The sequence below is a fragment of the Spiroplasma poulsonii genome (assembly GCF_009866525.1).
Lineage (GTDB): Bacteria > Bacillota_I > Bacilli_A > Mycoplasmatales > Mycoplasmataceae > Spiroplasma > Spiroplasma poulsonii.
Genome location: NZ_CM020866.1, coordinates 1,415,571 through 1,429,748, shown reverse-complemented (window position 1 = coordinate 1,429,748; position 14,178 = coordinate 1,415,571). Strand labels below are relative to the sequence as shown.

Sequence of the window (14,178 nt, the reverse complement as noted above, 5' to 3'; positions counted from 1 at the left end):
TTCATCAGATAATCAAAAAAATTGAAGAAAGTTTTTTCATTAATGAAAGAAATAAAGGATAATATTTTAATTGATTTTGATCTAGATTTAAGTGAATATAGTGCTAAGTATTCCCAAGGAAGTGGTCGTTTAGCTAAAACTCCTTGAATAGGCATTAAAAAAGATAAAGCTTCAGCAAAATGATTTTCAGATTCTAATTGTTTTGCAATTGCATTAATTTTTACTCCAGAACTTAATGGTATTTTTATTTGTATTTGTGGTCGTGCCGAAAATATGATTAATAGTAAAAAATTAGTGAAGAAAAAAAGTATTATTTTTAAAACATTAATTGAATATAATCAAAAATTCAAAGAAAAGTTAGAAAAAGAATTTAATTTTAAATATAATAATATGTTACCCCCAAATCCAGAAAAATTATTAATTCCTTCAAATCCAAATAAATCTTCTAGGGGTAATTCATATTTATATTCTTCATTTGTATATAAATGACTGTCATTTGATGAAATAAATGAAGATATACTTTTTAATGAGCTAAATTTATTATTTGAAATTTACGATAAAATTACTGAAAACATTAATATGTCCTCTTATTATAATATGTTAGAAAAAATTGATTTAATAGATAATATTTCTGATAACTTATTAGATGGAATCATTAAAAAAGTTGATAAGGTTAAGAGTTATAATTTTAATGAAAGAAAATTAATTCCAATTAAAGGGAAAACAGAAAAAACTAATAAAAAAAACATAATTTCTAGAGTTTAAATGCAAGAAGCATTAACTAAAAAAACAAAAATAGGAAACAAAGCAGAGGAAGTTGTTAGAGATTATGAAAAACATTATTTAATAGAAAATAATAAAAATGATTTAGCTGCAAAAGTAAAAATTTTAGATATTGATGATGCTGGATATGATGTTGATAGTTTTTATTTAAATGGAGATTCAAAGAAAATTGAAGTTAAAGGAACTTCTGGAACACAAAACAAAATTTATATATCTAGTAATGAGTTAAATGCTGTTATTAATGATGATGTTTTATTATACTTTGTTAAAAAAGTTAACACTGAGGAGCCAGAAATATTTCATGTTGAATTAAACACAGATACTGAATACAATCCAATTGCTTATGAAATAAGATTGGAATATAAATAAAAAAATGCTATAAATAGCATTTTTTTATTTGACAACACTTTTTTATTCAATATCTTTTAGTCAATTTAATGTTCGATTGACAGCAACCTTTCAACCTTTTAATAGTTTTTGGACAATTGCTTGATCTAATTTAGCATGATATGTTTTATCAACATTTAAAATTTGTTTAATTTCATCACGGGATGTTCAGAAATCAACAGCTAAACCAGCTAAAAAGGCTGCTCCCATTGCCGTTGTTTCAATACTTTTTGGGCGAATTACTTCCACTTGGGTAATATCCGCTTGGAATTGCATTAAATATTCATTACGGCTAGCACCACCGTCAACTTTAATTCTTTTAATTGGTTTTTTTAAGTCTTCAGCCATTGCCATAATAACATCATAAGACTGATAAGCTAATGATTCTAAGGTTGCTTTTACTAAGTGTTCACGTTTTGTTCCGCGTTCTAATCCAAAGATTGCTCCGCGTGAATAAGAATCCCAGTATGGTGACCCTAACCCCGTAAAGGAAGGAACAACATACAGTTGTTGGTCATCTTTAACAAGATTTGTGTATCAATCCGTTTCACTAGCATGATAAATGATCTTAATTTGATCGCGTAATCATTGGACAGCTGCTCCCGCCACAAAAACCGAACCTTCTAAGGCATAAGTTATTGTTCCTTTATAATCAAGAGCAATTGTTGTTAATAAACCATTATTTGATTTAATTGGAGTTTGACCGGTGTTCATTAAAATAAAACATCCAGTTCCATAAGTATTTTTAACTTCACCTGGTTCTAAACAAAGCTGTCCAAACAAGGCTGCTTGTTGATCACCAATGGCACTAGCAATTGGAATTTGAACGTCGGTTTCTTTGCTTAATAATCCCGGAAAAGTATGACCATAAACTTCTGAAGAGGATTTTACTGTTGGTAAAATGCTCTTTGGAATATCCATTAAGGTCAATAATTCATCATCTCACTCTTTCGTATGAATATTAAATAACATTGTTCGACTGGCATTAGTTGAATCAGTAATGTGTGTTTTACCACCCGTTAAACGATAAATTAATCAAGTATCAATTGTTCCAAAAAGTAAGTTATTATCCTTTGCTAATTGGCGGGCTCCTTCAACATTATCTAAAATCCATTTTATTTTTGTCGCAGAAAAATAAGGGTTAATAATTAAACCAGTTTTTGTTTGGACTAATTCACTTTTTCCTTGGGCAATTAATTCATCACAATATTTGGTAGTACGACGGTCTTGTCAGACAATAGCATTATAAATCGGTAAACCAGAGCGTTTATCTCACATTACTACTGTTTCACGTTGGTTAGTAATTCCGATTCCGACAATATCTTCTGGTTTAATTTTTGCTTTATTAACTGATTGCACTAATGTTGTTCGTTGTGAGTTTCAAATCTCAACTGCGTTATGTTCAACTCAACCAGCTTTTGGGAAAATCTGACTAAATTCTAGCGCATTACTTGCGACAATTTCACCTTTGTGATTAATTACAAGAGTGCGACAACTTGTTGTTCCTTCATCTAAACTTATAATATATTTTGGCATTATAAATGTTTCCTTTCGTTAAATTGTTGGAATAATTTCAGTTTGGATAGGATCAAAATGCGGGTTTGTGATTAATTCACAGCCAGCGGCCGTTAGTAAATGGCAAATATATTTGGCAATTGCAGGGGCACTACTTAACCCGGGAGATTTTGTTCCAGCAACATTGATAAATCTTGGATTATCATGGGCTGGTTTTAAATAAAAATCTTTGGAAAGGGGTTCAATTGGGCGTGATCCCGCAAAAGTTTGACATGTTTTTTCCATTTTAAGGTTTGGAACAATTTTAGTTCCAATTTGACCAATTTTTTCATACATTGCTGGTGTAACAAGACGGGTTTCTGCTTTTGGAATATTGTCTTCCGCGGTTGGGCCAACTAAGAGATGACCATTTAACGTTGGCGTAACAATAACACCTTTACCATGAATTGTTGGCACCATAAAAATAATATTTTTTACTAAATTACCCTCACTTTTTTCTAAAACACGATATTCACCACGTTTTGTAACTAATTCGTAATCGGGATAACCAGCTTTTGCGGCAAGGATATCACAATAGTGGCCAGCAGCATTAATTAAGTATTTTGCAAAATAAGTAACTTTTTGTTCTTGATGTAAGGTTGTAATTTCAAAGTGGTTCTGATCAGCATGATACTTAATATTTGTTACCATCTGATCTAACTTTAAATGTTGCTTATTTTTAATACTATTTGAAAAAAGACTTTGGGTTAAGACCACGGGATCAACAACATACGAAGAAGTACATAACAATGCTCCTTGAACATCAGGACTTAGGTTTGGTTCTAAAGCATGGACTTCTGCTTGGTTAATAAGACGTAAATGTTTTGGATCAACATTGTTTGTAATTCCCCGTTCATATAGCATTTCTAAGTGTTTTTGTTCTTCATCATTAAAAGCAATCACAAGTGAATTAACTTGTTGATAGGGAATTGTTAGTTCTTTAAAAATCGTTTGATAAAGGTGATGTCCCTCTATATTTAATTTTGCGGTTAATTTTCCTGGTGTTGGGTCAAAACCACCATGAATAACACCAGAATTTCCAGCGGAAGTTTCCATTGCTACTTTTTTATTTTTTTCAATTGTAATGGTTGTTAATTGATAGCGGCTTAATTCACGGCTAATTGCCGCACCAATAACGCCACCACCAATAATACAAACATCATAAGTGGATTTTTTCATGATATTTATAATATCCTTTCTATTAAATTGCTTAAAATAGTAAGAAGATTCCGCCAGTAGCAAGACCAGCACATGTTGGTGCTACAACTGGAATTCAACTATAACTTCAATCTGAGTTGCCTTTATTTTTTAATGGTAAAACAAAATGAACAATTCTTGGAATTAAGTCTCGAACAGGGTTAATGGCATAACCAGTTGTTCCTCCTAATGAGATTCCAATTCCAAAAACTGTTAAACCAACAAATAGTGGCCCTCATGTCCCCAAACTAAATGTTTCATATTTACCAATTGCTAAAATTGCGGCAACTAATAGAAATGTTCCAATAAATTCAGCAAAAAAGTTAAAGAAGGCAGGACGATAAGTTGGTCCTGTTGCATGCATCGCAAGAATAAAATCGGGATTATCATTAACAGTATCTTTAATATGTTTTCAATAAAAGATATCTACAATAATTTGGCCAATTAAAGCCCCAGCAACTTGCCCTAATAATAAGGCTGGTAGTAAGAATCACCCGTTATTAATAAATCAAGTTTGTTGAACAACCATTGCAAATGTTACTGCTGGATTTAAATGAGCAACTCCTTTTAGAGCGCTACTAGCCATTGCTCCAACTAGCACCGCAAAACCTCAGCCGGCAGTAATTGCAAAAAAACCTTGTCCATTTCCTTTTGTATTTTTTAATAAAATGTTAGCAACGACACCATTTCCTAAAATAATTAAAAGCATTGTGCCGAACATTTCTAAACCAAAATGTTGAAAAAATAATTGGGTATTTGCCATGTTTATTTTCCTTTCTTATTTGTAAAGTATGATGTTTCATTCAGATTTTATTATGTTTTAGGCTAATAATAAATTCCCCCTTTCTAAAATAATTTAAATAAAATAATTATGAATAAAGTGCTAATAATTTTTAGCAAATTACTGAAAAGTAATTAATTTTTGGTAATATTTGGTAAAACACGATTCAATTTCGGTAATGATTAAAGAAGCTTTTTTCTTTCATAAATCATAATTTTCTAAGTTATATAAGATTGTTGTTAAAATATGGATCAAGTAAAGGGGCGTTGCCCCTAAGTCGCTACGCGACTTTTACCCGTTTAAGTAAGGCGGTGCGTGGATAAACCACCACACCGCCTTACTTATTTTTACTAACAACATTATATACTAAAAATATCGTAAAAGTCCATTAACCATTGCTAACACTAAAATAGAACTTAACATAATCTTAAATGTAATATCAAAAGCAAACAAATTACCAATATTATTAAATAAATCAGATACATTGCTAAATACATATACTATCCCATTAACAAAATTATAAACATCTTTCATACCAGGCAAATTATTTACTAATCAAATCGCCGCATTTTGTATATGACACGCAACATTATATCAACTACAATTTTTATAAGGTATTTCCCAAATATCGCCACCATTAATCTCATTGTTTCAATCAGTAGCATTATAAATGCTAAAATTAAACCCATTAATTGAAATACTATTATTTTCAGTTAACCTAGTCGTATTAAATCTAATTAAATTAAAACCTTGATACTTTGATTTATCTGTCATATCTAATAATTTTATTGATTGAATATATTTATCATTGTTAGAAGGCAAAACATCAGTAATATAATCTCAATTTGAAAAATAAGAAAAATAATCATTAGACTTCTTGCGATACCCTTTTTATTAAAATATTATTATAAAATATAATTTATGAGGACATAAAAATATGAACAATAATAAATTTAATACTCTTAATGATAGAGAATGGTTAAGATTAACAGGAATAAAAAAATCCACTTTTAATAAAATGTTAGATATTTTAAAAGTTGCTGAAATAGAAAAATTTAAAAAAGGTGGTAAAACTAATAAATTATCATTAGAAAATAGATTATTGATGACTTTATTATATTGACGAGAATATCAGACTTATTTTCATCTTGGTAAAAGTTTTGATATTAGTGAGGCTAATTGTTATCGTAATATTAAGTGAATTGAAGATATTTTAATTAAAAACTCTGATTTTCAACAACTTGCTGGTAAAAAAGCACTAATAAATGATTATTTTAATGATAAAACTATTATTATTGATGCTACCGAAACTCCAATCCAACGCCCAAAAAAAGACAAAAACAATCTTATTCTGGTAAAAAGAAAAAACACACGATCAAAACACAAGTAATTATCGAACAAGAAACCAAAAAAATTATTGCAACAAGTTTTTCGCTCGAAAAAAAACATGATTATGCTTTATTTAAAGAATCAAAAATCCCAATTTTAAAAAATACCAAATTAATAGTTGATAGTGGTTATCAAGGAATACAAAAAAATCACAATAATGTTCTAATACCTACAAAGAAAACAAAGAAAAACCCTTTAAACAAAGAACAAAAGCAATATAATAGACTAGTTTCAAAAATGAGAATTATTATTGAAAATATTTTTGCTATTCTTAAAAAATTTAAAATTATTACAGAAAAATATCGTAATCGAAGAAAAAGATTTGGTTTAAGATTTAATTTAATTGCCTCAATTTATAATTTACAATTATTATATTTAACATAAAATATTTATTTAAAATTAAATAATTTAAATAATAAATTAATTTTTCGTTGTGGAAAAATATTAAATTTTTAAATAAAAAACATAATTAATTAAAATTATATTTTTCTATTAGTATCTTTTTTACAAATATTTGCAATTTTTTAACAAGTAATGCAAGAAGTCTATTATATTGCTTTTGTTCTTTGTTTAAAGGGTTTTTCTTTGTTTTCTTTGTAGGTATTAGAACATTATTGTGATTTTTTTGTATTCCTTGATAACCACTATCAACTATTAATTTGGTATTTTTTAAAATTGGGATTTTTGATTCTTTAAATAAAGCATAATCATGTTTTTTTCCGAGCGAAAAACTTGTTGCAATAATTTTTTTGGTTTCTTGTTCGATAATTACTTGTGTTTTGATCGTGTGTTTTTTCTTTTTACCAGAATAAGATTGTTTTTGTCTTTTTTTGGGCGTTGGATTGGAGTTTCGGTAGCATCAATAATAATAGTTTTATCATTAAAATAATCATTTATTAGTGCTTTTTTACCAGCAAGTTGTTGAAAATCAGGGTTTTTAATTAAAATATCTTCAATTCACTTAATATTACGATAACAATTAGCCTCACTAATATCAAAACTTTTACCAAGATGAAAATAAGTCTGATATTCTCGTCAATATAATAAAGTCATCAATAATCTATTTTCTAATGATAATTTATTAGTTTTACCACCTTTTTTAAATTTTTCTATTTCAGCAACTTTTAAAATATCTAACATTTTATTAAAAGTGGATTTTTTTATTCCTGTTAATCTTAACCATTCTCTATCATTAAGAGTATTAAATTTATTATTGTTCATATTTTTATGTCCTCATAAATTATATTTTATAATAATATTTTAATAAAAAAGGGTATCGCAAGAAGTCTAATAGTCTTCTTTACCAGTTTTGTTATTTTTAATAACTTTATTTTTGTTAACCTTTGTTAACATCACTAAATATTTCATATTTGAAATCTCCTTTTAAAAAACTATATAGTTTCTTAAAAGATTTCTTAAAAAATTAAAACTTAAATATAAAAATGATTAATTAAAATATTTATTGCTACAAAGTTAGTGTTTTTTATTTGAATAAATTTATAAATAAAATATAAAAATCATTTAATTATATTTAAGTTCCGCTCAAGGAAATCTTTTAAGATTTAAAACTCAAACACAATAAAATGTTTAAGTTAAATTAATAATACAATAAAATATTAAAAAGTCAAATTTTCAACACAAAATTAAATATATTGTAAAATATACATCCCCATCTTGTTTTTTTTGTTTTAATTAATTTGTGGTGATTGTTGCTCAAGGCAATTGCCACTTTTTTTAATGAGTTTTTAACTCATTTTTTAATTTTAACACCTTAAATTTTTAAATTTATTTTTGTAATTTTCAATTATTTTATTATTTTGATTTCTTCACATTTTACTTTCGTGTGAAACATATTTTTTAAATTCTCTAAATTTATCTAAACCATAATAACTATCACAACTAAAACCAACACGAATACCTTGCTTATTACCAAAACTAAAATAATTAAGTGTTTCATCAGATGACAGAATTAAATCTAATGTATCTAATTCAACAACCCCAACTTTTATTTTTGGGTTTTTACAATTACGACTAAATTGATATGCTTTAATAGACTTCTTGCATTACTTGTTAAAAAATTGCAAATATTTGTAAAAAAGATACTAATAGAAAAATATAATTTTAATTAATTATGTTTTTTATTTAAAAATTTAATATTTTTCCACAACGAAAAATTAATTTATTATTTAAATTATTTAATTTTAAATAAATATTTTATGTTAAATATAATAATTGTAAATTATAAATTGAGGCAATTAAATTAAATCTTAAACCAAATCTTTTTCTTCGATTACGATATTTTTCTGTAATAATTTTAAATTTTTTAAGAATAGCAAAAATATTTTCAATAATAATTCTCATTTTTGAAACTAGTCTATTATATTGCTTTTGTTCTTTGTTTAAAGGGTTTTTCTTTGTTTTCTTTGTAGGTATTAGAACATTATTGTGATTTTTTTGTATTCCTTGATAACCACTATCAACTATTAATTTGGTATTTTTTAAAATTGGGATTTTTGATTCTTTAAATAAAGCATAATCATGTTTTTTTCCGAGCGAAAAACTTGTTGCAATAATTTTTTTGGTTTCTTGTTCGATAATTACTTGTGTTTTGATCGTGTGTTTTTTCTTTTTACCAGAATAAGATTGTTTTTGTCTTTTTTTGGGCGTTGGATTGGAGTTTCGGTAGCATCAATAATAATAGTTTTATCATTAAAATAATCATTTATTAGTGCTTTTTTACCAGCAAGTTGTTGAAAATCAGAGTTTTTAATTAAAATATCTTCAATTCACTTAATATTACGATAACAATTAGCCTCACTAATATCAAAACTTTTACCAAGATGAAAATAAGTCTGATATTCTCGTCAATATAATAAAGTCATCAATAATCTATTTTCTAATGATAATTTATTAGTTTTACCACCTTTTTTAAATTTTTCTATTTCAGCAACTTTTAAAATATCTAACATTTTATTAAAAGTGGATTTTTTTATTCCTGTTAATCTTAACCATTCTCTATCATTAAGAGTATTAAATTTATTATTGTTCATATTTTTATGTCCTCATAAATTATATTTTATAATAATATTTTAATAAAAAAGGGTATCGCAAGAAGTCTAATGTTTAAATCATAATGATTTTGTGACTTATCATTATTAGCAGTTTTAACAATATATTTAGCAAGATATTTAACAACATCTTCGTTTGTTCCACTACGAACTTTAATATTTTTATTAATACCGTGTTTTCAATACTGTTGTACAGTACTATTTGGTATTTTTTGGTTTAAGATTATATGAAAATGGGCTGCTCCCCGTTTTTGATACTCATAATTATACATATATTTTAAAATTCCTTTATGATGTTTTGCTCTAATTGGGTTATTATATCAACGATTAATATTTTGAAAGAATTTCATTAAATCATATTTACACTTTTTAACATCCGTTTCATTAACAGCATAAGTTAAAGTTAGAAAACTTAAATTTTTAGAATTTGAAAAATTATGATATGCTTTACGGATACAATTTCCTTGTGTACGAATACGACTATTTAATAACTTTTTATCATTTTTCCCAGTATTTTTAATACCATCTTTATTACGGGGGATATTATTAATTATATCTAGTGGTAAAACAATATTTTTAACATAATTACCATAAAATACTTTTTTTAAATAATATTCTCTTTTAGCATAATTTAATTTATTCATAAATATATTATGACTATTAATCTTTAAATTATCGTAAATAAAAACATTATTCATTTTTATAAACTCCTTTCAAATAAAAAAACACTAAATTACATTTAAAAATTCCGCTCAAGGAAACTATAAATAGTTTGAAACTTTCAATAGACTTCTTGCGATACCCTTTTTTATTAAAATATTATTATAAAATATAATTTATGAGGACATAAAAATATGAACAATAATAAATTTAATACTCTTAATGATAGAGAATGGTTAAGATTAACAGGAATAAAAAAATCCACTTTTAATAAAATGTTAGATATTTTAAAAGTTGCTGAAATAGAAAAATTTAAAAAAGGTGGTAAAACTAATAAATTATCATTAGAAAATAGATTATTGATGACTTTATTATATTGACGAGAATATCAGACTTATTTTCATCTTGGTAAAAGTTTTGATATTAGTGAGGCTAATTGTTATCGTAATATTAAGTGAATTGAAGATATTTTAATTAAAAACTCTGATTTTCAACAACTTGCTGGTAAAAAAGCACTAATAAATGATTATTTTAATGATAAAACTATTATTATTGATGCTACCGAAACTCCAATCCAACGCCCAAAAAAAGACAAAAACAATCTTATTCTGGTAAAAAGAAAAAACACACGATCAAAACACAAGTAATTATCGAACAAGAAACCAAAAAAATTATTGCAACAAGTTTTTCGCTCGGAAAAAAACATGATTATGCTTTATTTAAAGAATCAAAAATCCCAATTTTAAAAAATACCAAATTAATAGTTGATAGTGGTTATCAAGGAATACAAAAAAATCACAATAATGTTCTAATACCTACAAAGAAAACAAAGAAAAACCCTTTAAACAAAGAACAAAAGCAATATAATAGACTAGTTTCAAAAATGAGAATTATTATTGAAAATATTTTTGCTATTCTTAAAAAATTTAAAATTATTACAGAAAAATATCGTAATCGAAGAAAAAGATTTGGTTTAAGATTTAATTTAATTGCATCAATTTATAATTTACAATTATTATATTTAACATAAAATATTTATTTAAAATTAAATAATTTAAATAATAAATTAATTTTTCGTTGTGGAAAAATATTAAATTTTTAAATAAAAAACATAATTAATTAAAATTATATTTTTCTATTAGTATCTTTTTTACAAATATTTGCAATTTTTTAACAAGTAATGCAAGAAGTCTAATATAATTAAGTGTTTATATCTGAAAGTTATTTTGATTATAATATATCTTTTATAATTTTACAATTTTTTTTAAATTTAAAATGTCGGAAAACACTGTTCTAAAACCATTATTTTATGAGGGTCTAATTTTTTAACCCCTTATGTTTATTGGGTTTTTTTGATGTTGAGTTGTGTTAGTTAATTAAATCAATTTTAACATAAGTTTTATTTTTGTTAGTATCTTTTGCAATAGCAAGGCGATATCCTTCCCGTGTAAAGGAAAAGTATGCGGCAAATTTTAATTGGCTTAATCTTAAATGCATACGAATGTTTTCTAAGCAATTAATAATCCTGTGATAAATTTCAATTTTCATTTTAGAATTCTCCTGTTAAGTTTGCTACTACCTTTATTTTAACCAAGTTTTTTTATAAAACTTTTTAAAAACAAAAAAATCACTTGTATTATAAATAATGATTTTTTAAAACTAAGAACCTTTTAATTGGGGCTTGATTATAATATAATTAACTTATTAATATTAAGTGAGGCAAAAAAATGAAATTACATCCACTCGTCAAAGAAGTTTTAATTACCGCAGAAGAAATTGAACAAAAATGCTTAGAATTAGGGCAAGAAATTAGTGGTTATTATCTTAATGAATATCCGGTTCAAGATAATACCATTTTGTGTTTGGGATTACTAAAAGGTTGTATTCCTTTTATGGCAAAATTTATTCCCCATTTAGTTGGGGTCGAATGTGAGACGGAATATATGGTTGTTTCATCATATTTTGGTGGGGTAAAAAGTAATGGTGTTCCACAAATTTTATTAGATTTACCAATTCCGGTCACAAATCGTGATGTTTTATTAGTCGAAGATATTATAGATAGTGGTAAAACAGTTAAAATGATTAAAGAATATTTATATTTAAAAGGTGCTCGTAGCGTTAAAGTTGTTACTTTATTGGATAAAAAAGCGGGACGCAAAGTAGATTTAGTTGCTGATTGATATGGTTTTGACGTTCCGGACGCTTTCTTAATTGGTTTTGGGTTAGACTATGAAGAACGTTTACGAAACTTACCATATATTGCGATTGCTGATACAGCAAAGTTAAAAACATGACAATGAGGAACAAAAAAATAATGAAACAATAATAGTAAGTGTGAAATTATTATTGGAGGCACAAATGAAAAAAATTACAACAAGAATGATTACAATTAATAGTATTATTATTGCTATTTTTTTACTGTTTGTATTAGTTCCTTCATTAGGATATATTGCGGTTGGTCCAGTTAATCTAACTTTAATGCATATTTTATTTTTAATTGGAATGTATGCGTTATATGTCACAATGAATCTAAATTTAATTTGAGCAGGTTTAATTTATGGTCTTGTTTTTGGCCTGTCTTCGTTAGTTCAAACACTTATTTCCCCAGGGATTACAAGTTTTATTTTTATTAACCCCTTATTTTCCGTTGTTCCCCGTGTTTTAATGGGACTTTGTGTCGGGGTTTTGGCTTATTTTTTAACAAAGATTTCTGATAACATTGAAACAAAAATTTATGCAAATCAAATTACTGAATTAACATGATATCAACGACATTATTTAAAAATTTATAATGTTATTATTGCCTTTACAACAGCAACTTTAAATACTATTTTTGTTTTAGTTTTTATGTATTTTATTGGACCATTAATTTATACTAATCCTGATCAACAAGCTATTTTTCGAACTTTTACTTGACTTATTTTAGCAACAAATTACTTACCTGAGATGGCTTTAGCAGTTGCGATTTTCCCACCTGTTGCTTATGCTTTACGAAAACGTTATTTATAATTTGAATTTGTATAAAAGAACATTTATCTTATTTATGGTTTAGCTAAAACTTTTCGATGTTGTTGATAATAATTATAAAACATCATTGCTGCTGTATATCAAATTACTACAATAATAATTCAGTTTAACACATTAATAAAATTAGTTTTATCTAGTCCTAATCCATTTTGAATTCCGATAAAGACAATTAAATAAGAGGCAATAACCCCAAAACTACCACCTAAGGTAAAACTAGTGGCAATCTTAATATCGTAATTTTGATCTTTAATAAAACGAAAGGCCCCGATGGGCATTAAAAAGTCTGCTGATCCCATCATAATTGGGAAGGCACATAATGAACTTAAGCCCATTAAATATGTTACCGCCATTGCTGGCGCATAAATTCCGACCCCTAATGATTGTAGAATTCCTAATATAAAAAAATATCATAGATCCTAAGAGATATTTTCACCACACTTCTAACGAATCACTTGTTCTAGCGGATGGCATAACATGAACTTCTTTTTGACCTAATAAAATAATGATTGAAATAATAATTAGAGCAACTCCTAGTAAAATTTGAGTTCATCCTAATTTAATCTTATTAACTAAAAAAGCGCCAATATAAGCACCAATAGCAGCTAATGTAATTAATAATATTAGTGTTATTCATTCGACTTTTACTAAAGAAATAAAAATAATTGCTTGTAAACAAGTAGGAATAGCATGACCAACATTTAATGTTCCTAGTAATTGTTTATCGTTTTTAACTTGCTTTGTTAACTTTAATAAAACAATGCTAATGGCAAAAGAACCAATCCCAATTGTGTCACAAAAATCTGCAATAAAACCAATTAATCCTAATTTTCAAAATTTTTGTTTAATATTATACTGAAATTCACCGGGATCATCTTTTGCAAAGTTCCGATAACTATTTTGTAAATAAACTACGGCAAAAATTCCAACAATAATTAATAAAATACTATTAATAACAATTGCAATGACTGTTGGCTTTCAAATATTTGTAAAATATAACGATAATAACAGAATTACCATTACAATTGGAATACTAATAAAACTTCAAAAAAAGATTTTTTTCACAACCCAATAAATGCTCCTTTACTAATTACGAATATTTTAACAAATTTATTCGAAAAGAAATATCATTTATTTATAATTGCAAATTCTAACTTAAAAAAACAATTTGTATTGTATTCTTGTTTAGAACATTATAAGATTAATAATAGTAAGAAAGAAGCGAGAAATAGTGAAACAACCGGCAGGACTTATTTTTATAAAGGTAATTTTATTTCTTTTGTTGTCACCACTGTTATATTTTTGATATCTTTTATTATGACCATTGGGTTATTT

Annotated in this window: 20 protein-coding genes; 8 read left to right on the top strand and 12 right to left on the bottom strand. The window is 26.1% G+C overall.

Going from position 1 to position 14,178, the window contains the following annotated elements; all coding sequences use genetic code 4:
- Positions 1-42: 42 nt before the first annotated feature.
- On the top strand, positions 43-765 hold the full coding sequence (locus tag MSROBK_RS08095) for an MrcB family domain-containing protein (protein WP_040093877.1): 723 nt from the start codon (positions 43-45) through the stop codon (positions 763-765).
- Complete coding sequence (locus MSROBK_RS08090) at positions 766-1,152, top strand: protein NO VEIN domain-containing protein (RefSeq protein WP_040093875.1); 387 nt, start codon at positions 766-768, stop codon at positions 1,150-1,152.
- A gap of 42 nt (positions 1,153-1,194) precedes the next feature.
- Here the strand turns inward: MSROBK_RS08090 and glpK are convergent, their stop codons facing one another.
- The 4 genes from glpK to MSROBK_RS08070 form a co-directional block, all read right to left on the bottom strand.
- Positions 1,195-2,706: a glycerol kinase GlpK gene (gene glpK / locus MSROBK_RS08085; protein WP_040093872.1), complete on the bottom strand. Its 1,512-nt coding sequence runs from the start codon at positions 2,704-2,706 to the stop codon at positions 1,195-1,197.
- An 18-nt stretch (positions 2,707-2,724) separates the two neighbouring features.
- The gene (gene glpO / locus MSROBK_RS08080; RefSeq protein ID WP_040093870.1) at positions 2,725-3,903 is read right to left on the bottom strand and encodes a type 2 glycerol-3-phosphate oxidase; all 1,179 of its coding nucleotides are present in this window, start codon (positions 3,901-3,903) and stop codon (positions 2,725-2,727) included.
- A gap of 31 nt (positions 3,904-3,934) precedes the next feature.
- A complete protein-coding gene (locus MSROBK_RS08075; RefSeq protein WP_040093869.1) occupies positions 3,935-4,684 on the bottom strand; it encodes an MIP/aquaporin family protein in 750 nt (249 codons plus the stop codon).
- 384 nt (positions 4,685-5,068) lie between these two features.
- Positions 5,069-5,476 carry a spiroplasma phage ORF1-like family protein gene (locus MSROBK_RS08070; protein ID WP_174842687.1) on the bottom strand — a complete coding sequence of 136 codons (408 nt, stop codon included), beginning with the start codon at positions 5,474-5,476 and terminating at the stop codon, positions 5,069-5,071.
- Between the two features lie 163 nt (positions 5,477-5,639).
- On the opposite strand from MSROBK_RS08070, the gene MSROBK_RS14060 reads away from it, so the two are divergent.
- Together MSROBK_RS14060 and MSROBK_RS14055 are read left to right on the top strand one after the other, a co-directional pair.
- A complete protein-coding gene (locus tag MSROBK_RS14060; RefSeq protein WP_040092446.1) occupies positions 5,640-6,092 on the top strand; it encodes an IS5 family transposase in 453 nt (150 codons plus the stop codon).
- Positions 6,077-6,475, top strand: coding sequence for a transposase (locus MSROBK_RS14055; RefSeq protein WP_416375044.1), 399 nt, complete (start codon positions 6,077-6,079; stop codon positions 6,473-6,475). Before MSROBK_RS14060 ends, MSROBK_RS14055 begins: the two co-directional genes overlap by 16 nt.
- Positions 6,476-6,560: 85 nt before the next feature.
- On the opposite strand, the gene MSROBK_RS12395 is transcribed toward MSROBK_RS14055, so the two are convergent.
- The 5 genes from MSROBK_RS12395 to MSROBK_RS08045 form a co-directional block, all read right to left on the bottom strand.
- A complete protein-coding gene (locus MSROBK_RS12395; protein ID WP_369123227.1) occupies positions 6,561-6,875 on the bottom strand; it encodes a transposase family protein in 315 nt (104 codons plus the stop codon).
- Positions 6,860-7,312, bottom strand: coding sequence for an IS5 family transposase (locus MSROBK_RS08055; protein ID WP_040093866.1), 453 nt, complete (start codon positions 7,310-7,312; stop codon positions 6,860-6,862). Before MSROBK_RS08055 ends, MSROBK_RS12395 begins: the two co-directional genes overlap by 16 nt.
- Positions 7,313-8,305: 993 nt before the next feature.
- Positions 8,306-8,704, bottom strand: a complete 399-nt coding sequence (locus tag MSROBK_RS14050; protein ID WP_242441474.1) for a transposase family protein — start codon at positions 8,702-8,704, stop codon at positions 8,306-8,308.
- Positions 8,689-9,141 (bottom strand): IS5 family transposase, encoded by a 453-nt coding sequence (locus tag MSROBK_RS14045; RefSeq protein WP_040092446.1) that lies wholly within the window; start codon positions 9,139-9,141, stop codon positions 8,689-8,691. The genes MSROBK_RS14050 and MSROBK_RS14045 overlap by 16 nt, the downstream gene beginning before the upstream one ends.
- A 26-nt stretch (positions 9,142-9,167) precedes the next feature.
- On the bottom strand, positions 9,168-9,857 hold the full coding sequence (locus tag MSROBK_RS08045) for a rolling circle replication-associated protein (RefSeq protein ID WP_227991203.1): 690 nt from the start codon (positions 9,855-9,857) through the stop codon (positions 9,168-9,170).
- Between the two features lie 156 nt (positions 9,858-10,013).
- Here MSROBK_RS08045 and MSROBK_RS14040 point away from each other — a divergent pair, with 156 nt between their 5' ends.
- Positions 10,014-10,466 carry an IS5 family transposase gene (locus MSROBK_RS14040; protein ID WP_040092446.1) on the top strand — a complete coding sequence of 151 codons (453 nt, stop codon included), beginning with the start codon at positions 10,014-10,016 and terminating at the stop codon, positions 10,464-10,466.
- The gene (locus tag MSROBK_RS14035) at positions 10,451-10,849 is read left to right on the top strand and encodes a transposase family protein (RefSeq protein WP_242441474.1); all 399 of its coding nucleotides are present in this window, start codon (positions 10,451-10,453) and stop codon (positions 10,847-10,849) included. Before MSROBK_RS14040 ends, MSROBK_RS14035 begins: the two co-directional genes overlap by 16 nt.
- A 338-nt stretch (positions 10,850-11,187) precedes the next feature.
- Here the strand turns inward: MSROBK_RS14035 and MSROBK_RS08035 are convergent, their stop codons facing one another.
- On the bottom strand, positions 11,188-11,367 hold the full coding sequence (locus MSROBK_RS08035; protein WP_040093865.1) for a hypothetical protein: 180 nt from the start codon (positions 11,365-11,367) through the stop codon (positions 11,188-11,190).
- 179 nt (positions 11,368-11,546) lie between these two features.
- Between MSROBK_RS08035 and hpt the strand changes: the two genes are divergently transcribed.
- Both hpt and MSROBK_RS08025 read left to right on the top strand, forming a co-directional pair.
- Positions 11,547-12,134, top strand: a complete 588-nt coding sequence (gene hpt / locus MSROBK_RS08030) for a hypoxanthine phosphoribosyltransferase (protein WP_040093864.1) — start codon at positions 11,547-11,549, stop codon at positions 12,132-12,134.
- Between the two features lie 43 nt (positions 12,135-12,177).
- A complete protein-coding gene (locus MSROBK_RS08025; protein ID WP_040094052.1) occupies positions 12,178-12,828 on the top strand; it encodes a hypothetical protein in 651 nt (216 codons plus the stop codon).
- A 32-nt stretch (positions 12,829-12,860) separates the two neighbouring features.
- On the opposite strand, the gene MSROBK_RS11790 is transcribed toward MSROBK_RS08025, so the two are convergent.
- Positions 12,861-13,121 carry a hypothetical protein gene (locus MSROBK_RS11790; RefSeq protein ID WP_227991201.1) on the bottom strand — a complete coding sequence of 87 codons (261 nt, stop codon included), beginning with the start codon at positions 13,119-13,121 and terminating at the stop codon, positions 12,861-12,863.
- The gene (locus tag MSROBK_RS08020) at positions 13,093-13,908 is read right to left on the bottom strand and encodes a TSUP family transporter (RefSeq protein ID WP_227991199.1); all 816 of its coding nucleotides are present in this window, start codon (positions 13,906-13,908) and stop codon (positions 13,093-13,095) included. Before MSROBK_RS08020 ends, MSROBK_RS11790 begins: the two co-directional genes overlap by 29 nt.
- Positions 13,909-14,178 lie beyond the last annotated feature (270 nt).